This window comes from Stenotrophomonas sepilia (assembly GCF_003244875.1).
Classification (GTDB): Bacteria; Pseudomonadota; Gammaproteobacteria; order Xanthomonadales; family Xanthomonadaceae; genus Stenotrophomonas; species Stenotrophomonas sepilia.
In genome coordinates this window covers 1-18,200 of sequence record NZ_LXXZ01000082.1, presented here as the reverse complement: position 1 = coordinate 18,200, position 18,200 = coordinate 1, and the positions used below count along the sequence as shown (strand labels likewise).

The 18,200-nt window shown below is 65.1% G+C and carries 15 protein-coding genes; 3 read left to right on the top strand and 12 right to left on the bottom strand.

What is annotated here, in order from left to right; translation table 11 throughout:
* Position 1: 1 nt before the first annotated feature.
* The 10 genes from A7X97_RS16580 to A7X97_RS16535 form a co-directional block, all read right to left on the bottom strand.
* Complete coding sequence (locus tag A7X97_RS16580) at positions 2-580, bottom strand: D-sedoheptulose-7-phosphate isomerase (protein WP_111008197.1); 579 nt, start codon at positions 578-580, stop codon at positions 2-4.
* On the bottom strand, positions 577-1,605 hold the full coding sequence (locus A7X97_RS16575; RefSeq protein ID WP_111008196.1) for a GHMP family kinase ATP-binding protein: 1,029 nt from the start codon (positions 1,603-1,605) through the stop codon (positions 577-579). The genes A7X97_RS16580 and A7X97_RS16575 overlap by 4 nt, the downstream gene beginning before the upstream one ends.
* The gene (locus tag A7X97_RS16570; protein WP_111008195.1) at positions 1,602-5,015 is read right to left on the bottom strand and encodes a methyltransferase domain-containing protein; all 3,414 of its coding nucleotides are present in this window, start codon (positions 5,013-5,015) and stop codon (positions 1,602-1,604) included. Before A7X97_RS16570 ends, A7X97_RS16575 begins: the two co-directional genes overlap by 4 nt.
* Positions 5,012-6,370: an ABC transporter ATP-binding protein gene (locus A7X97_RS16565; protein ID WP_111008194.1), complete on the bottom strand. Its 1,359-nt coding sequence runs from the start codon at positions 6,368-6,370 to the stop codon at positions 5,012-5,014. Before A7X97_RS16565 ends, A7X97_RS16570 begins: the two co-directional genes overlap by 4 nt.
* Positions 6,360-7,154: an ABC transporter permease gene (locus tag A7X97_RS16560; protein ID WP_053497939.1), complete on the bottom strand. Its 795-nt coding sequence runs from the start codon at positions 7,152-7,154 to the stop codon at positions 6,360-6,362. The genes A7X97_RS16565 and A7X97_RS16560 overlap by 11 nt, the downstream gene beginning before the upstream one ends.
* A 2-nt stretch (positions 7,155-7,156) precedes the next feature.
* Entirely contained in the window at positions 7,157-8,338 is a 1,182-nt protein-coding gene (locus A7X97_RS16555) for a cystathionine gamma-synthase (protein WP_111008193.1), read from the bottom strand.
* A gap of 123 nt (positions 8,339-8,461) precedes the next feature.
* Positions 8,462-9,832, bottom strand: coding sequence for a pyridoxal-phosphate dependent enzyme (locus A7X97_RS16550; protein ID WP_049416902.1), 1,371 nt, complete (start codon positions 9,830-9,832; stop codon positions 8,462-8,464).
* A gap of 301 nt (positions 9,833-10,133) precedes the next feature.
* On the bottom strand, positions 10,134-10,370 hold the full coding sequence (locus A7X97_RS16545; RefSeq protein WP_005407964.1) for an HP1242/YdcH family protein: 237 nt from the start codon (positions 10,368-10,370) through the stop codon (positions 10,134-10,136).
* A gap of 324 nt (positions 10,371-10,694) precedes the next feature.
* Entirely contained in the window at positions 10,695-11,579 is an 885-nt protein-coding gene (locus tag A7X97_RS16540; RefSeq protein ID WP_080375071.1) for an OmpA family protein, read from the bottom strand.
* On the bottom strand, positions 11,576-11,941 hold the full coding sequence (locus A7X97_RS16535; RefSeq protein WP_005415160.1) for a DUF4398 domain-containing protein: 366 nt from the start codon (positions 11,939-11,941) through the stop codon (positions 11,576-11,578). Before A7X97_RS16535 ends, A7X97_RS16540 begins: the two co-directional genes overlap by 4 nt.
* A 121-nt stretch (positions 11,942-12,062) precedes the next feature.
* Here A7X97_RS16535 and A7X97_RS16530 point away from each other — a divergent pair, with 121 nt between their 5' ends.
* From A7X97_RS16530 to A7X97_RS16520, 3 genes are all read left to right on the top strand, one after another.
* Positions 12,063-13,190: a PilT/PilU family type 4a pilus ATPase gene (locus A7X97_RS16530; RefSeq protein ID WP_049416904.1), complete on the top strand. Its 1,128-nt coding sequence runs from the start codon at positions 12,063-12,065 to the stop codon at positions 13,188-13,190.
* A 130-nt stretch (positions 13,191-13,320) separates the two neighbouring features.
* A complete protein-coding gene (locus A7X97_RS16525; protein WP_111008192.1) occupies positions 13,321-14,604 on the top strand; it encodes a putative DNA modification/repair radical SAM protein in 1,284 nt (427 codons plus the stop codon).
* Complete coding sequence (locus A7X97_RS16520) at positions 14,585-16,045, top strand: UdgX family uracil-DNA binding protein (protein ID WP_111008191.1); 1,461 nt, start codon at positions 14,585-14,587, stop codon at positions 16,043-16,045. Before A7X97_RS16525 ends, A7X97_RS16520 begins: the two co-directional genes overlap by 20 nt.
* Before the next feature lie 43 nt (positions 16,046-16,088).
* Here the strand turns inward: A7X97_RS16520 and maiA are convergent, their stop codons facing one another.
* Both maiA and A7X97_RS16510 read right to left on the bottom strand, forming a co-directional pair.
* A complete protein-coding gene (maiA, locus tag A7X97_RS16515) occupies positions 16,089-16,757 on the bottom strand; it encodes a maleylacetoacetate isomerase (RefSeq protein ID WP_065179111.1) in 669 nt (222 codons plus the stop codon).
* Between the two features lie 14 nt (positions 16,758-16,771).
* Positions 16,772-17,761 (bottom strand): fumarylacetoacetate hydrolase family protein, encoded by a 990-nt coding sequence (locus tag A7X97_RS16510; protein WP_111008190.1) that lies wholly within the window; start codon positions 17,759-17,761, stop codon positions 16,772-16,774.
* Positions 17,762-18,200 lie beyond the last annotated feature (439 nt).

Below are 18,200 nucleotides of genomic sequence, written 5' to 3'. Positions count from 1 at the left end.
GTCAGCGCGGGAACATTTCGCTTTCGATCAGCGCACACAGCAGATGACCGATGAACTCATGCCCCTCCTGGATGCGCGGCGTCTCGTTGGAAGGCACGCGGAAACAGATGTCGCAGCGGTCCTTCATGTCGCCGCCGTGTTCGCCAGTGAATCCGATGACGCGTACACCCTTGGCTTCGCAAGCCTCCAGTGCGCGCATAATGTTCTTCGAACGGCCCGAGGTGGAGATCGCCACGAACACATCCCCCTCCTGGCCGAGCGCTTCGATCTGGCGGGCGAAGGTGTAGTCGTAACCGTAGTCGTTGCCGATGGCGGTCAGGATCGAGGTATCGGTGGTCAGCGCGATCGCCGGCAGGCCCGGACGGTCGTAATAGAAGCGGCTGACCAGCTCGCCCGCCCAGTGCTGGGCGTCGGCAGCACTGCCGCCGTTGCCGGCGAACAGGATCTTGCGGCCTGCCTTCAGCGCGTCCACACACAGCGCCACTGCCTGCTCGATCTGCACCGCCAAGGCGGCATCGGCCGACATGCGCTGGAAGTTCTCGAGAGTCTTGCCGAACTCGGCCTTGATGAAGTCGTTCATCCGATTTTCCATGCCGTTGCACCTTGGTGGGTGAAGTGAGTATCAAAAACAGTGCCGCCGGCGCCAGCAAGCGCGCGCACCAGGTCGACCCGGTGTGCCGGGTCGCAGAGGAACATCATGAAACCGCCGCCACCCGCGCCCGATACCTTGGTCGCGCGCGCGCCGTGGCGCATTGCCAACGCTTCGATCTCATCGATCATCGGATTGGAAATACTGCTGGCACTGAGCTTCTTCGCTTCCCAGCCGGACTGCATCACCTGCGCCAGCCGCTCGAAATCACCGCGCAGCAGCGCTTCCTTCATCTGGCTAGCTTCGACCTTCAGCCGATGCATTGCATCGAGTGAACTGGCCTTGCCTTCCTTGATGTTGCGCGACTGCTCATCAATGATCTTGGCCGAAGCACGCGACACGCCGGTGAAGTACAACACCAGGCCCGCTTCGAGTTCGGACCAGATCCAGTCCTTGATGCGCAGCGGATTCACGATCACCCGATCGGCGTCGTAGAACTCCATGAAATTGAAACCACCGAAGGCCGCTGCGTACTGGTCCTGCTTGCCACCGGACAGCTGCAGGTCGACGCGCTCGATGCGGTAGGCCAGCTGCGCAATCTCGTACTCGCCCAGCGGCAACGCGAAGTACTCGGCGAAGGCGGTAACCAGCGCGACGACCATCGTCGAGGACGAGCCCAGGCCCGAGCCCGGCGGCGCATCGGAATGCGCGCGGATACGGATGGCTGGTCGCTCGCCCTGCAGGAAGTCGTTGCAGACCCTCAGGTAGACACCCTTCATCAACTGCAGTGGGCCGGGGCCGGCCTCCACGGCCTGCGGATCGACGCGCTCGCAGGCGCCCGCATCCTGAGCATGGAATCCGACCAGGCCATCGGGCGAGTCATCAAGGGTCGCATAGGCGAACTTGTCGATGGTCACGTTCATGACGAAGCCACCGAACTGGTCGCAGAACGGCGACACATCCGTGCCACCACCGGCCAGGCCCAGCCGCAGGGGTGCGCGTGAACGAACGATCATGCTTTCTTCTCCAATGCGAATGCCGATTCCAGTGCACGACCCAGTGCATCGCGCGAGAACTGGCTGCGACAGTAGCTCGCCGCTGCACGCGACCGCTGCAGCCACAGCGCATCATCTTCCAGTAACGACAACAGCCCTGCGGCAAGGCCATCGGCCTCGTCTGCCACGGTGACCACCGCCTCCAGACCGACCAGGCCCTGGGCACCAATACCGGTAGTGACCAGCGGCAGACCCTGCTGCATGGCTTCGACAACCTTGCCCTTGACGCCGGCACCAAAGCGCAGCGGCACAATGGCCACGCGCGCGACACCGTAGCGCCGGGCCAGCTCCTCGTCGCTGACGAAACCGGTCACCTCGACATGTTCGCCCGCCAGGGCGCGTACAGCATCGGTCGGGTTGGAGCCAACCAGTGACAGCTTCACGCCGGGGTGCCGCGCCCACACCTGCGGCATCACCGACTCGACCAGCCATCGCGCGGCATCGACATTGGGGCCGTGGGCGAAGCCAGCGACGAACAGGATGCCGGCACGCTGCGCGGGCACGGCTTCATCGTTGAAGTGGTCGAAAGCGTACGGCAGGATCGCGCGTGCATCGACGTCCGGCTCCAGCGCGCGCACGTCCTGCGCCTCTTCGGCCGACGGGTAGAGGACGCGGTCGACGGCCTTCCAGATGCGCCGCTCCAGCAGTTCCATCGAACGCGCCTCGCCATCGCTGCCGCCATTGCGGGTGGCTTCCATTTCCATGCGACGGAAGTGCAGGTCGTGGCCGTAGTAGACGCTGCGGACACCCGGGTGCTTGCACAGGGCATCGAGGTAATGCTCAGCGATATGAGGCCGCGACAGCATCACCGTGCGCACGTGCGGATTTTCGTCCAGGTAGCGCGCGAAGCCGCCCACCCACTGGCCGCCATACATCACTTCCACACCACGGGCCTGCAGTGGCGGAGTGTAGATCGGATCGAAGTACAGGTTGTCGGCCCAGAACTTGACCACGCAGCCACGTTCCAGCAGCGCGTTGATGAAGGCGATCATGGTCCGCGAACCGGCATCACGGTCGGGCTGCGGTACGTAGTGGTCGACGATCAGGACCGTTTCCTTCTGCCAGGCACGGTCGCGGGCCAGCACCACGTGCTCGCCGTTGGGCTCATGCAGGGCCAGCTCATCCTGCCAACGTTCGCGCAGTTTCTTCTGGTTCGCGACCTGATAGGCCTTGATACCGCTGCCGGTATCGGTGCCGTGGGAGATGCCTTCGTAATGCACGACCTCCGAAGTCGGGCAGTAGTAGAGCTGGTAGCCCGCCTTGCGCACGCGGAACGCCAAGTCCGAATCCTCGCAGTAGGCTGGTACGAACTCGGGATCGAAGCCGCCCAGCTCACGCAGCAGCGCGCTGGGAATGAGCAGGCTCGCGCCGCTGCAGTAGTCCACCGGGCGCAGGTAGTTGTACTGACTGTCGGCCGGGTTATCCAGGCGGCCGTAGTTCCAGGCCGAGCCGTCACGCCAGATGATGCCACCGGCTTCCTGCAGACGGCCATCGGGATAGACCAACTTGGAACCGACCATGCCGCAATCGGGCATGCGCTGGAAGACGTCCAGCATCTCGTCCATCCAGCCCGGACGTACTTCGGTGTCGTTGTTGAGGAAATAGGTGTAACGGCCACGGGCCAGTTCCAGCGCCTGGTTGCAGGACAGCAGGAAGCCGAGGTTCTGCGGGTTGTGGTGGAAGCGCAGGCCCGGAACCGGGACCAGCTTCTCGATTTCCGCATCGCCGGAGGCATCTTCCAGCACCAGCACCTCATAGCTCACCGCCGGCGGGTGGGCGGCGATCGAGCGCAGGCAGGCCAGGGTGTGCGGCAGGTTGCCGTAGGTGGGTATGACGATGCTGACTTCCGGCGATTCATGCATCGGGAAGGACAGGGTCTTCAGTACTTCGCCTGAATCTTCCACCACCGACTGCAACGCCAGGCCCGAAAGCGGCTCAACACGGGCATTGTCACGGCGCAGGAGCCAGTTACGCACCGGGCGTGCCAGCGGCGCCAGCAATGGATGGCGGGCCAGGCCGCTGGCACGCAGCGACGCAATAATGGCCGGCACATCGCCACGCAGCAGGCGCGAAGCGAAGCGCATCGGGCGCGTGATGCGCCAGGACTTGGAGGCGAGCACCTTCGCGAAGGCATCGTTCAGGCTCTCCAACTGCTCGTCGTATTCGTGGATGACGCGCTTCACTTCCAGCTCGGAGGTGCCTTCCGCACCGGGCCGGAACGCGAGACCAGAGCGCCGCTGCAGTTCGCGGCTGACTTCCGAACGGCTGGCAACGGTTTCGTGGGCCGTCTGCAGCAGTCGGCGCAGCTCGGCCGCTTCGTGCTGCGATGCTGCCTGATGCCGTTGCAGATCAGCTTCGACGTCCGCCTTCTCGCCCCGCACCTGTTCCAGCTGCGCCTGCAGCGCATCATTCCTCGCACGCAGCTCAGCGGCGCCGGTAAGGCCGCCACCGGCCTGGACAATCTGGTCCAGCTCCAGCGCCCAGCGCGTACGATCCTCCAACTCGACTTCCAGGCGGTGGTAATCGGCACGGGATTTCTCAAGCTCCGCTTCCAGCGAACGTGCCCAACGAATAGTGTCTTCCCGTTCGTTGTCCAGTCCCTGGGCCCAGCGTGCGATGTCATGCTGCTGGGCATACAGATCCTCGCTTTCGGCATAGAGCACAGAAGCAGGTGTATCCGGCAACAATGACGCGTCAGCCGCAGCGACGACAACAAAGTAGACCGCATCTGGAACGCTGGCCACGCGGGCTTCGACACCCGAGCCGGTATCGGTCAGCGCCTGGTAGCTGTCCGTGCGTTCCGCCTCTGACATTGGAGTGATAGTCGAGCACACCGCCATGCGGTGCCCACACAGCCGCGAAGCCGGGAAGTAACGCCCGACCAACGCCTGGAACTCTGCCTGGTAGAGCTCCTTTACGTGGAAATCGTTGTGATAGCCGGCCCGATCGGAGTAAACCTCCTTGTTGGGCGAGGACATGACCAGAACACCATCGGGCCGCAGCACACGACGGATCTCGGCCATCATCTCCTCCTGCTCCATCAGGTGCTCGATGGTCTCGAAGGAAACAACCACATCCACACTGTCGTCGGCCAATGGAATGGCAGCAGCGGAGCCCTGCAGGTACTTCAGGTTGGTCTGCGCCGAATAACGCCCGGCAGCGTGATCCACGGCCTCATGCGAGATATCCACGCCACATACCGAGCGCGCCCGGGAGGCCAGCATCGCGCTGCCGTATCCTTCGCCGCTGGCGACATCCAGCACATCCTTGCCTTCCACCAACGGCAGGCACCAGGCATAACGGTGAAGATGTTCCTGCCTGATTACACCCTGTTCGGTCGGCACGAAGCGCTCACCGGTGAACTCGATCATTGAGACTCCTTGGAAACTTCGATGGCCAGCATCGGCAGGCCGACGAGGCCGAAGCGCATCGTTTCGTCCATCGCGCGGAACTCCAGCGCGTCGTGGATCCAGTGCTGCTGCGTATGGTCATGCTGATCACCGGAAGCGACTGCAGCATCAATCATGTAGGAGCCTGATGGCATGATCGGCATGCGGAACACGAAGGTGCCCCGGACGATGCTTCCGGCCTGCCCGGAAACGGGTGTCTCCCGGCAAGCGAAGTAGCTGTTGTCACCGAACAGACGCTGGCCCAGCCGATCCTTCACATAGAACCCGACGATGAGGTTCTCCAGCGGCTGCAGCAACTCCACGCGGATCTCCAGCCTTACCAGTTCACCGCCCTCCAGAACGCCGACCCGCCGCCCCTGCTCGTCGGTCATGCTCACATCGATGATGCGTGCACCACGTGCACCGAACTCCTGGCCCACGTTGTTCGGGTCGAACTCGAAGAGCGCGATCCGATTGACAACACCGGCTTCCAGCAGGGCATCGTGGCGGAAGTCCGGCGCATCGGAAACAAGCTTGCGCTGCTTCTTTTCCACGACGATCTCAGCATCACCCGCCTCACGCCGCCCGACCACATGCTGCTCGGTCATGTACGCCTCGACCACCTCCTGCGAGGTGCCGGACAGGCGCATGCGGCCGTTCTGCAACCACACGGCGTTCTCGCACAGGTTGGTGACGGCGGCCGCATCATGGCTGACGAACAACAGCGTGCCGGTCTTCTGGAATTCCCGCAGGAAGCGCATGCACTTCTGGGAGAAAAAGGCATCACCGACTGCCAGTGCTTCGTCAATGATCAAAATGTCAGCGTCAACATGGGCGATCACCGCAAAGGCCAGACGCACCGACATGCCGCTGGAGTAGCTGCGTACCGGCTGGTCGATGAACTCGCCGATATCGGCGAAGGCCAGGATGCTCTCCAGGCGATGGTCGATCTGCGCACGGGTGAGGCCAAGGATGGTGGCGTTGAGATAGACGTTCTCGCGGCCGGTGAACTCGGGGTTGAAGCCACTGCCCAGTTCGAGCAGCGCGGCCACGCGCCCCTTCACAGTAATGTTGCCCTCGGTGGGATTGAGGGTGCCGGCGATCATCTGCAGCAGGGTCGATTTGCCCGAGCCGTTGCGACCGACAATTCCCACTGTCTGGCCACGGCGGATCGAGAAGCTCACGTCGCGCAGCGCCCAGAAATCCTTGTAGAAGGACTTGCGCTTGCCTGCCAGCGTTTGCCACAAGCGGTGCGAAGGACGTTCGTACATGTGGTACGACTTGCCAACCCCTTTGACCTCGATGACGGTCTCGGCCACGGCGACTTCAGAGGACATCGGCAAACCCCACGCGCAGCTTGTTGAACAGGCGATGGCCAATGACGGCCACCACACAGGCGATGAGGGTGTACAGACCCAGCCCAGCCCAATCTGGCAGGCGGCCCCAGATCACCACTTCGCGCACCTGGTTGATGATGAAGGTCAGCGGATTGAGTTCGAACACGATGCGGTAGCTGGCCGGCACCGACTCAACCGGAATGATCGCCGAGGACAGGAACAGCATGGCAGCTGCGATGACGCCGGCGATCTGCCCGATATCGCGCAGGTACACACCCAGTGCCGAGGTAATCCAACCAATGCCGACCGTCAGGATCACCAGCGGCAACACCACCACCGGCAACAGCACCGCGGTGGGATGGATGCTGCCCTTGACGCACAGGTACAGCAGCAGCAGCACGACCATGTTCATCAGCAGATGGAACAACGCCGACAGCGTCATGCTCCACACCAGGATATCCAGCGGGAACACCACACGCTTGACGTAGCTGGTGTTGCTGACGATCAACTGCGGCGCACGGGTAAAGCACTCAGCGAAGAAGCCATGCACGGTAAGGCCCGCGAACAGGATCAACGCGAAATCGGTGGTGGACCCGGTCGATCCGGGCCAGCGTCCCTTCATGATGAAGCCAAAGGCCATGGTGTAGACCAGCAGCATCAGGAACGGGCTGATCAGCGACCACAGCAGTCCGAAGCTGGCACCGCGATAACGCCCAAGGACTTCACGCTGGGTCAGTTCGAAGGTAAGCGAACGATGCTTCCCGAAGACCGAGAGAATGCTCATGCTCAGCGGTTCCCACCCAGCGCCCTTTCCAGATCCACCTGCAGATCCCCCAACTCTTCCACACCCACGCTGAGCCTTACCAGCGCATCACTGATCCCCAGCTGCTCCCGGCGCGCCACCGGGATCGAGGCATGCGTCATCACCGCCGGATGGTTCACCAGGCTCTCCACGCCGCCCAGCGACTCGGCCAGGGTGAACAGTTCGGTCTTCTCGCAGAAACGCTTGGCCGCCTCGAAACCGCCCTTGAGCACGATCGAGACGATGCCGCCGTAGCCGGCCATCTGCTTGCTGGCCAGCTCATGCTGCGGGTGCGACGGCAGGCCCGGGTAGATCACCTTTTCCACCGCCGGGTGCTTTTCCAGCCACTGCGCCAGCGCCATCGCATTGGCACAATGCGCCTTCATGCGCAGCGGCAATGTCTTCAGGCCGCGCAGGGCCAGGAAGCTGTCGAACGGGCCCTGCACTCCACCCACCGAGTTCTGCAGGAACGCCATCTGCTCGGCCAGCGGCGCGTTGTCGCCGACCACGACCATGCCACCAACCATGTCCGAGTGACCGTTGAGGTACTTGGTGGCCGAATGCAGGACCAGGTCCGCGCCCAGTTCCAGCGGACGCTGCAACATCGGCGAGGCGAAGGTGTTGTCGACCACTACGATCAGGCCATGGCGCTTGGCGATGGCGGCGACCGCGGCGATGTCGACGATCTTCAGCATCGGGTTGGTCGGGGTCTCGATCCAGACCATCTTCGTCTTCGACGTGATGGAGGCTTCGAATGCCGCCAGATCGGTCAGGTCGACGAAGCTGAAATCCAGCCCGGCGGTGCGGCGGCGCACGCGCTCGAACAGGCGGAAGCTACCGCCGTAGATATCGTCCATCGCCACCACGTGGCTGCCGGCGTCCAGCAGCTCGATCACGGTCGAGCTGGCCGCCATGCCCGAGGCGAAGGCGAAACCGCGGGTGCCGCCTTCCAGCGAGGCCACGCAGCGCTCATAGGCAAAGCGCGTCGGGTTGTGGGTACGCGAGTACTCGAAGCCCTGATGCTCGCCCGGGCTGGACTGCGCATAGGTCGAGGTGGCGTAGATCGGCGGCATCACCGCGCCGGTGCTGGGATCGGGCGACTGGCCGCCGTGGATGGCCAGCGTGGCCAGGGCCAGCGCGCGGTCAGGCGAAGAGGAGTTGGACATATCGTTTCCTGAATGGCGCCGACGTGCGGCGCCGTCAAAGGATCGGGAGTCTATCAGCGCAGCCTTAACGAGCTTTGACGCGAATAAACCGGAATTCAGCGGTGAACGGCAGCGATCAGCGGCTTACTGCACGCGACGGCGCAGATAGTTCAGCAGGTCGATGCGGGTGATCAGGCCGAGGAAGGCGTCACCGTCCATCACGATCGCCACTTGCCCGCGGTCGAACACCGGCAGCAGGGCCTCGATCGGCGACTTCACGTCCAGCCGGTCCAGCTTGCTGACCATCGCGGTGGCCACGGTGTCGCGGAAGCGCGCTTCGTCGCCGTAGACATGCAGCAGCACGTCGCTTTCATCGACGATGCCGACCAGCTGGTCACCGTCCATCACCGGCAGCTGCGACACGTCATACAGCTTCATGCGCTGGTAGGCGGTGGTCAACAGGTCGTTCGGGCCGATCACGACCGTGTCGCGCTGGCCGTACGGACGCAGGATCAAGTCGCGCAGGTCACCGTGCTGCGGGCGCTGCAGGAAGCCGTTGTCCAGCATCCAGTAGTCGTTGTACATCTTCGACAGGTACTTGTTGCCGGTGTCGCAGACCAGCACCAGCACCTTCTTCGGCGTGGTCTGCTCCTTGCAGTACTTCAGCGCCGCGGCCAGCAGGGTGCCAGTGGACGAACCGCCGAGGATGCCTTCCTTGCCCAGCAGCTCGCGCGCGGTGTGGAAACTCTCGGCATCGCTGATGGCATAAGCCTTCTTGACACGGCTGAAGTCGGAGATCGAGGGCAGGAAGTCCTCGCCGATGCCTTCCACCAGCCAGCTGCCCGACTTGTCGTTGAGCACGCCGTCGTTGATGTACTCGGCCAGGATCGAGCCGACCGGATCGGCCAGCACCAGCTCGGTCTTCGGCGAGAGCCTGGCGAACGCACGCGACAGGCCGGTCATGGTGCCGGAGCTGCCGCAGCCGAACACGATGGCGTCGAGGTCACCGCCCATCTGCTCGAGGATCTCCGGGCCGGTGCCGAATTCATGCGCGGCCGGGTTGTCCGGGTTGCCGAACTGGTTGATGAAGTAGGCGCCCGGGGTCTGCTCGGCGATGGTCTTGGCCAGGTCCTGGTAGTACTCCGGGTGGCCCTTGGCGACGTCCGAACGGGTCAGGCGAACCTCGGCGCCCATCGCCTTCAGGTTGAAGATCTTTTCGCGGCTCATCTTGTCGGGAACGACGAGGATCAGCTTGTAGCCCTTCTGCTGGGCCACCAGTGCCAGGCCCAGGCCGGTATTGCCAGCGGTACCCTCGACCAGGGTCGCCCCCGGCTTCAGGTCACCCCGCTGCTCCGCTGCCTCGATCATCGACAGGCCGATGCGATCCTTGATCGAACCGCCCGGGTTGGCGCTCTCGAGCTTCAGGTAAAGCTCGCAGACACCAGTGTCCAGGCGCTGGGCCTTGACGATCGGGGTCTGGCCGATGAGTTCGAGGACGGAAGAATGGATGGGCATTCGGAGGACTTTCGATTCGCGCCACGCAGGGCCGGACCGATGATTATCCGACGGATGGCGCTGAATGTCAGGTCGGCGCGGAGATGCCGCCCGCCGGCCCCGTAAAGGGATGCGGGCGGCCCCGGATCGACGAGGAGACCGGTACCGCCCGCATCGGTGAGTGGTGCCTGCAGGCCAAGGCACCACCGCTTGTGGTGCCTTGGCGCGGCCGCCTCATCGGCGGTGCCGCGATGCCGGGGCAGAAGCGCCCGGCGGGGCCATCGATGGCCGGGTCACGCCGTTCCGGGCGCGACGGAGTGCGTCAAAGCGTGGGGGACGTCGTTGGGAGCGGTGTTTCGTACATTCGCAGAAGACGTTGCTTGGCCAGCAGCTTCTCACGCTTCATGCGACCCAGGGTGACATCATCGATCGGGAGTACACCCAACTCCGCGTCCATGCACTTCTTGTTCAACTTGCGGTGCTGGTCATGGAGTGCCCTGAACTCCGGATCACGCGCGCGACGGGCGTCGATCTCGCTCTGGGGCTGATCTTCAAACATGATGGACCTCCTTCGACAGATACACGAACGCCCCGGCCGCAAGGCACGGGGCGTTGTTCATGGAGGAGTGCCGGCCGATGGCCACCTGGACGCCTGCAACGACCTGCGGCACTGGCCTGCGCACGTCGATCTGCTGCGGTTCGCGCCCTGCTTGCATCGGCCCGGCCCTCCCATCGTCCGGTCCGCGGCATTGCGTCCCGGACGATTGACCCTACGCCTGCTCAGGGCGGGGTACAAGACCCCTGCGACAAAAAGACCGAACCCCGCCGGGGCGGGGTTCAGGCTGAATGCTCATCACAACGAAAAACAAACAATATCAAGCAATTACGGGGCGATGATGACCTCGGCAGAGCGCGCCCGGGTGGACGCAGCCTTCTTGCCGCTGACCTGGATCCGGTTGCTGGCGACACCACCTGCGACCAGGGCGTCGCGCAGCGCTTCGGCACGCTTCTGGCCCACGCCGTTGGCACTGTCGTAGGCCTCGATGCGCAGGCGCCCCTTCTTGCCGATGTTCAGGTACTCGGCCAGGGCCTTGGCCTGGTTGCGCGCGCCGCCGGACAGGCTGGAGGCGCCTGCGGCGAACGCGTCACCCCCGAAGGTGAAGACCTCACCGCGAGCGTCGAACTTCGAACCGGGCAGCTTCTGCCCGGACACCAGCTCGGCTTCCTCGCGGGCCAGCCTGGCAGCGTTCTGCTGGGCAGCGCTCAGCCGCTGCTGCTGCTTGCCGGCCACGCTGGTCAGGGCATTCTCGGCGTCCTGGCGGGCCAGGGTCTCGGCCTCGGCCGCCTGGCGCAGGCGTTCGGCCTCCTCGGCCTGCATCTGCGCCTGCATGCGCAGCTGCTCGGCTTCCTGGCGGGCACGGGCGGCATCGCGGCGGCTGGCCTCGATCAGCAGGTCGCTGCGGGTACGTTCCAGGCGGTCGACCTCGCGCGCGGCCAGCGCGGTGCGCACGGCGGTCTCGGCAATCTCCACCCGGCGCTCGGCCAGGTACGTGGCCAGCTCCTGGTCGCGGCGCTTGGCCTTGTCCAGGGTGGCGATCGCCTGCTGCGCCTGCATGCGCTCGAAGGCGCCCAGCTCAGCGGTATCGGGGTTGGCCTGGATGGCCATCAGGCGCTGGCTCAGCTGCGCCACCATCGGGTTGTCGGCGGCCGTGGCCAGGGTCGGCAGCGCCAGCAGCGCGGCCAGGGTTGCGGCGGTCATCGGCTTCACCGGCGGTCCTCCCCGGTCGACAGCTGGCGTTGCAGCTGGTTGACCTCGTTGCGACGCAGCTGCAGCTGCGCGGTGACGGTGGCTTCCTCACTACGGACGCGGGCCAGATCGGCATCGGCGGCAGCGCGCAGGGCCATCGCCGGGGCGTTCTTGCGCTCGCGGCGGTCGCCGGCGGCGCGCTGGGCCTGCTCCAGCCCCTGCCGGGCCAGCCCGATCAGGTCCGGGGCGTACTGGTCGGCATCGGCCTGGGTGGCCTTGTCGACCGCCTGCCGGGCCTGCGCCAGTTCCAGGGCAGCGTCCTGCGCCCAGGCGGGGGCAGACAGTGCGAATGCAAACGCCATCACATACAGGCCATGGCGCATTCGTGCGAAGCTAAGTCGTTTCATTGGGGAGGCCGTACCGGTTGTCGGTTCACGGCCATTGTCGTCAAGCCGACACCGTGCTGGCAACGGGCGTCGGCCGTTTCGTTGGGGAAAATTCGCAATGGATATCGGCTACTTCCTGAAGCTGATGACCGAAAAGAACGCTTCGGACATGTTTCTGACCACCGGGGCACCGGTCTACATCAAGATCGAGGGGAAGCTCTATCCGCTGGGCAACACCGGCCTGCCGCCGGGCATGGTCAAGAAGATCGCCTACTCGCTGATGGACGAGGGCCAGGTGCCGCAGTTCGAGCGCGAGCTGGAGCTCAACATGGCCATCGCCCTGCCCGATGCCGGGCGCTTCCGCGTCAACGTGTTCAAGCAGCGGGGCGAGGTCGGCATGGTCATCCGCGCCATCCGCAGCCGCATCCCGAGCATTGAGGAGCTGAACCTGCCGCAGGTGCTGAAGGACGTCATCATGACCCCGCGCGGGCTGGTGCTGGTGGTGGGGTCCACCGGCTCCGGCAAGTCGACTTCGCTGGCGTCGATGATCGACCACCGCAACAGCACCACCACCGGTCACATCCTCACCATCGAGGATCCGATCGAGTACCTGCACAAGCACAAGATGTCGATCGTCAACCAGCGCGAGGTCGGCCTGGACACCCATGCCTTCCACAACGCGCTGAAGAACGCGATGCGTGAAGCACCGGACGTGATCCTGATCGGCGAGATCCTGGATGCGGAGACGATGGAGGCGGCGATCGCCTTCGCCGAGACCGGCCACCTGTGCCTGGCCACCCTGCACTCCAACAACGCCGACCAGACCATCGAGCGCATCCTCAACTTCTTCCCGGAAAGCGCGCACAAGAACGTGCTGATGAACCTGGCACTGAACCTGCGTGCCGTGATCAGCCAGCGCCTGGTGAAGAACAAGGAGGGCCGACGCCTGCCGGCCACCGAGGTGCTGATCAACACGCCGATGATCCGCGACCTGCTGCGCCGCGGCCAGGTGCACGAGATCAAGGCCGCGATGGAAGCCTCGCTGGAAGAAGGCATGGAGAGCTTCGACCAGTGCCTGTTCCGGCTGGCCAAGGCCGGCACCATCGAGCAGGAGGAAGCGCTGCGCGCGGCCGACTCGCGCGATGGCCTGGCCCTGAAGTTCCGCCTGTCCGAAGGCAGCAGCGGCGAGCACGACCCGTACGCCGATTTCTCGGCGGGCGCGCCCAGCATCACCCACGGCTTCTGATCCCACGAAAAACGGGACGGAGGAGATCAAGTCGTTTGTGCACTGGCGACTTGATCCCCTCGATCCCCTTTTTCTGAAGAGTTCAGGGGCGGTCTCATCCAATGAGACCGCTCATCCGTAGGTTTCCTCAATGGAAACCATCCGCAAGCTGGCCATTCTGGCTGATGCCGCCAAGTACGATGCCTCCTGCGCCTCCAGCGGTTCGGGCAAGCGCGATTCGCGCGCCAGTGGCGGTATCGGCAGCACCGAGGGCATGGGCATCTGCCACAGCTACACGCCCGATGGCCGCTGCGTGTCGTTGCTGAAGATCCTGCTGACCAACTTCTGCATTTACGACTGCGCCTATTGCGTGAACCGGGTTTCCAGCAACGTGCCCCGTGCACGTTTCAGCGTGGATGAGGTGGTCACGCTCACCCTGGACTTCTACAAGCGCAACTACATCGAGGGCCTGTTCCTGTCCAGCGGCATCATCCGCAATGCGGACTACACCATGGAACAGATGGTGGAAGTGGCCCGGCAGCTGCGCGAAGAACACCGCTACGCCGGCTACATCCACCTCAAGACCATTCCCGAGGCCTCGCCGGAACTGCTGGCCAGTGCCGGGCGCTATGCCGACCGCCTGTCCATCAACGTGGAACTGCCGACCGAAGCCGGCCTGAGCGCCTTGGCGCCGGAGAAGACGGTTCATTCCATCCGTGGCGCGATGGGCGAACTGCGCTGGCGCATCGAGGAAGCCAAGGAAGCTCGCAGGGCCCCCGCAGCGGTGGCACCGACGGCCAGCCGCAGCACTCGCCCGCGCCCTCCCCGTTTCGCACCGGCCGGGCAGAGCACCCAGATGATCGTCGGCGCGGACGGGGCAAACGACCGGCAGATCCTGGCCAGCGCCGACAGCCTGTACGGCAACTACCGCATGCGCCGGGTCTACTACTCCGCGTTCAGCCCGATTCCGGACGCCAGCCGGCAGCTGCCACTGCAGCCGCCACCGCTGCAGCGCGAACATCGCCTTTACCAGGCTGACTGGCTGCTGCGCTTCTATGGGTACGGCGTGGATGAGATTACCGATACCACCCAGGACGGCATGCTCGACCTGGATATCGACCCGAAGATGGCCTGGGCGATCCGCCATCCCGAGCGCTTTCCGGTCGATCTGAACCGGGCACCGAAGGAGATGTTGCTGCGCGTGCCCGGCCTTGGCGTGCGCAACGTCAAGCGCGTGCTGATGGCACGCCGTCACGGGCGGCTGCGCGTGGCCGACCTCGCGCGCCTGAAGGCACCGATGAGCAAGCTGCTGCCGTTCGTGCTGCTGGCCGACCATCACCCGCGCAAAGCACTGGACGATCCGGCGGCGCTGCGCGCGCAGCTGGCCCCGCCGCCGCGCCAGGGTTTGCTGTTCGATGCCCCGTCCGCGGCCTGACGCGCAGCGCTGGTCGCTGCGGGTGGATCCGCCATGGTCGCTGGAGGCCTGGCGCAGCGGCGCGCGCGAAGCCCTGCTGCGCGGCGTCGCGCCGGAGCAGCTGGACTGGCTCGAGGGCAGCGACGCATCGCTGCTGGACGCGCCAGCGGTCACCTCGGCGCCCGCACAGGCCGATGCTGGCGCACTGACGGTACCGCGCGACTTCCTGGAACTGGCGGCCACCTGCCTGTGCCATCGCGACGGACAACGCATGGCCCTCCTGTACCGGTTGCTGTGGCGCATCGCCCATGGCGAACGCTCGGTGCTGTCAAACCCCGCCGATGCCGACGTACTGCGGGCGATGGCCATGGCACAGGCGGTCCGCCGCGACACGCACAAGATGAAGGCATTCGTGCGCTTCCGCGAAGTGCCTGGCCAGCCTGATGCGTTCATCGCCTGGTTCGAGCCACAGCACCACATCGTCGACCGGGTCGCGCCGTTCTTCGCGCGCCGTTTCACCGGCATGCGCTGGGCCATCCTCACGCCTTCGCGCAGCGTCGCCTGGGATGGGCAGGCGCTTGCCTTCGGCCCCGGTGCACGGCGCGAGGATGCCCCGGCCGAGGATGCACGCGAGTCGCTGTGGCAGACCTACTACGCCAGCATTTTCAATCCGGCCCGGCTCAACACACGGATGATGATGCAGGAGATGCCGGCCAAGTACTGGCGCCATCTGCCGGAAGCACAGTTGCTGCCACGCCTGGTGCGCGATGCGGCCGACCGCGTGCAGGAGATGCATGACCGGCCGGCGCAGGCGCCGCAACGCAGGATTCCCCCACGTGCGAACGCTGCGGCGCCGGCAACCGATGCCAGCAGTCTGGACAATCTGCGCGGACAGGCCAGCGCCTGCCGCCAGTGCCCGTTGTGGGAGCAGGCCACGCAGACCGTATTCGGGCAGGGACCGGCAGGGGCCGGGGTGATGCTGGTCGGAGAGCAACCCGGTGACACCGAAGATCTGCGTGGGCAGCCATTTGCAGGACCTGCCGGCCAGGTGCTGGACCGCGCCTTGTCGGAACTGGGGATCGATCGCGCCACGCTGTACCTCACCAACGCGGTGAAGCACTTCCACCATGAACGGCGCGGCAAGGTGCGGCTGCACAAGCGGCCGGAGAGCCGTCACATCCAGGCCTGCCGGCCCTGGCTGATGGGTGAGATCGCGCGCGTGCGGCCCCAGGTGATCGTGTGCCTCGGCGCGACAGCGGCAGCCTCGGTGTTCGGCCATGATTTCGACCTCTCGCGTGACCGCGGGCGCTGGCACACCCTCGAGGACGGCACGCGCGGCTACGCCACGGTGCACCCGGCATGGGTGCTGCGACAGACCGACGATGCCCGCCGCGAGGAGGCCTACCGGTTGTTCCGCGATGACCTGGCCCGATTGCAACAGAAAGGGGACGGAGGGGATTAAGTCGTAAGTGCATATACGACTTAATCCCCTCCGTCCCCTTTTTTCAGGCGGCGTCGGGCTGGTGTTCCGGGCGCGCGCGGTCGAATGCCTCCAGCGCTTGGCACGCCGCTTCGATGCGGCGCAGGGTCGGGTACGGCGTCAGGTCCAGGCCGAAGCGGTGTGCGTTGTACAGCTGCGGCAGCAGGCAGATGTCGGCCAGGCCAGGACGGTCGCCGTGGCAGAAGGTGCCGGTGTCGCGGCTGTTGGCCAGCATCGCTTCCATCGCGTCAAAGCCTTCGGCGATCCAGTGCAGGGTCCACTGCGTGCGGGCGTCGGCAGGCAGCTGCAGGTCGCGTTCCAGGTACTGCATCACCCGCAGGTTGTTGATCGGATGGATATCGCAGGCCACAAGCTGCGCCAGCGCCCGCACCCGCGCGCGGCCCGCAGCATCGGCCGGCAGCAGCGGCACCTGTGGGAAGCGCTCTTCCAGGTACTCGATGATCGCCAGCGACTGGGTCAGCGTGTGCCCATCATGCAGCAGGGTCGGCACCAGCTGCTGCGGATTGAGCGCGCGATAAGCCTCATGATGCTGCTCGCCACCGTCGCGCACCAGATGCACCGGCCGCGCCTCCCAGGCCAGGCCCTTCAGCTCCAGGCCGATGCGCACGCGGTAGGCGGCGCTGGATCGCCAGTAGGTGTACAGCACGATGCCGTCGTCGACCGGGATCTCCATCGCCGCCTCCATGCTCAGGGCTTGGCCGCCTGTTCGATGCGCTGCTCGATCGCACCGAAGATGCTGTTGCCGGCAGCGTCGAGCATCTCGATGCGGACCACGTCGCCGAAGGACATGAACGGCGTGCTCGGCTTGCCGTCACGCAGGGTCTCGACCACGCGCTGCTCGGCGAAGCACGAGGCACCCTTGCTGGTGTCTTCATTGGCGATGGTGCCCGAGCCGACGATGGTGCCGGCACCCAGCGGGCGGGTCTTGGCCGCATGCGCGACCAGCTGGGCGAAGTTGAACTGCATGTCCACGCCCGCCTCCGGCGCACCGAACCACTGGCCGTTGATGTGGGTCAGCAGCGGCAGGTGCACCTTGCTGCCCTGCCACGCAGCACCCAGCTCATCGGGGGTGACGAACACCGGCGACAGCGCCGAACGCGGCTTGGACTGCAGGAAGCCGAAGCCCTTGGCCAGCTCGCCCGGGATCAGGTTGCGCAGCGAGACATCGTTGACCAGGCCGACCAGCTGGATGTGGCCGGCGGCCTGTTCGGGGGTGGCCGCCATCGGCACGTCGTCGGTGATCACCACGATCTCCGCTTCCAGGTCGATGCCGTAGTCCTCGCTGACCACCTTGACCGCATCGCGCGGGCCGTAGAACCCCGCACTGGTGGCCTGGTACATCAGCGGGTCGGTGTAGAAGCTCTCCGGCACCTCGGCGCCACGGGCGCGGCGCACGCGCTCGACGTGCGGCAGGTAGGCGCTGCCGTCGACGAATTCATAGGCACGCGGCATCGGTGCGGCCAGCGCCTGCGGATCGAGGTCGAATACGCCATCGGCGTCGCCAGCGTTGAGCGATTCGTACAGGGCGTTCAGGCGCGGTGCGATGTGGCTCCAGTCCTCCAGGGCCTGCTGCAGGGTGGCGGCAATGCCGGTGGCGCGCACGCCGTGGCGCAGGTCACGCGAGACGACGATCAGGGTGCCGTCGCGGCCGCCTTCCTTCAAAGAACCAAGCTTCATGGGTGGGTGTCCGGAGTCGTGGGCAAACAAGTTTCAAGTGTAATCAAATCTGCGGCGACGCCAAGCTGCAGCGCGGCATCGGCCCACCCTACCGTAGTGGGGGCTTCGGCAGGGCTTGCAGCCCTGCACCTGCTTCAAGCCAGGGCAACAGCCGAAGCAACAGCAACAGCGGGCATTCCGTGGGATGGCGAGGCACTGTGGGTTTGCGGGGACGCGGTAAACCCATCCATGGGGGCTTGGTCGCGGCATCCATGCCGCTCACACCCCGCAAACCCACAGTACCCCGCCTTCGACAGTAGGCCGGTGGCCAGTAGATCCACGCTATGCGTGGATGAAATCTGTCAGATATCGAATGAAGTTCCGGGGTCAGATCCGTTTTCCTGCGGAAAACGGATCTGACCCCATGCCATTCCGACAGATCGCAGGAAACTGTCGAAGG

What these genes read in the sequence shown, in the direction of transcription:
- A7X97_RS16580 (WP_111008197.1), bottom strand. Translation starts at nt 580, where the DNA reads ATGAACGACTTCATCAAGGCCGAGTTCGGCAAGACTCTCGAGAACTTC.
- A7X97_RS16575 (WP_111008196.1), bottom strand. Translation starts at nt 1,605, where the DNA reads ATGATCGTTCGTTCACGCGCACCCCTGCGGCTGGGCCTGGCCGGTGGT.
- A7X97_RS16570 (WP_111008195.1), bottom strand. Translation starts at nt 5,015, where the DNA reads ATGATCGAGTTCACCGGTGAGCGCTTCGTGCCGACCGAACAGGGTGTA.
- A7X97_RS16565 (WP_111008194.1), bottom strand. Translation starts at nt 6,370, where the DNA reads ATGTCCTCTGAAGTCGCCGTGGCCGAGACCGTCATCGAGGTCAAAGGG.
- A7X97_RS16560 (WP_053497939.1), bottom strand. Translation starts at nt 7,154, where the DNA reads ATGAGCATTCTCTCGGTCTTCGGGAAGCATCGTTCGCTTACCTTCGAA.
- A7X97_RS16555 (WP_111008193.1), bottom strand. Translation starts at nt 8,338, where the DNA reads ATGTCCAACTCCTCTTCGCCTGACCGCGCGCTGGCCCTGGCCACGCTG.
- A7X97_RS16550 (WP_049416902.1), bottom strand. Translation starts at nt 9,832, where the DNA reads ATGCCCATCCATTCTTCCGTCCTCGAACTCATCGGCCAGACCCCGATC.
- A7X97_RS16545 (WP_005407964.1), bottom strand. Translation starts at nt 10,370, where the DNA reads ATGTTTGAAGATCAGCCCCAGAGCGAGATCGACGCCCGTCGCGCGCGT.
- A7X97_RS16535 (WP_005415160.1), bottom strand. Translation starts at nt 11,941, where the DNA reads ATGCGCCATGGCCTGTATGTGATGGCGTTTGCATTCGCACTGTCTGCC.
- A7X97_RS16530 (WP_049416904.1), top strand. Translation starts at nt 12,063, where the DNA reads ATGGATATCGGCTACTTCCTGAAGCTGATGACCGAAAAGAACGCTTCG.
- A7X97_RS16525 (WP_111008192.1), top strand. Translation starts at nt 13,321, where the DNA reads ATGGAAACCATCCGCAAGCTGGCCATTCTGGCTGATGCCGCCAAGTAC.
- A7X97_RS16520 (WP_111008191.1), top strand. Translation starts at nt 14,585, where the DNA reads ATGCCCCGTCCGCGGCCTGACGCGCAGCGCTGGTCGCTGCGGGTGGAT.
- maiA (WP_065179111.1), bottom strand. Translation starts at nt 16,757, where the DNA reads ATGGAGATCCCGGTCGACGACGGCATCGTGCTGTACACCTACTGGCGA.
- A7X97_RS16510 (WP_111008190.1), bottom strand. Translation starts at nt 17,761, where the DNA reads ATGAAGCTTGGTTCTTTGAAGGAAGGCGGCCGCGACGGCACCCTGATC.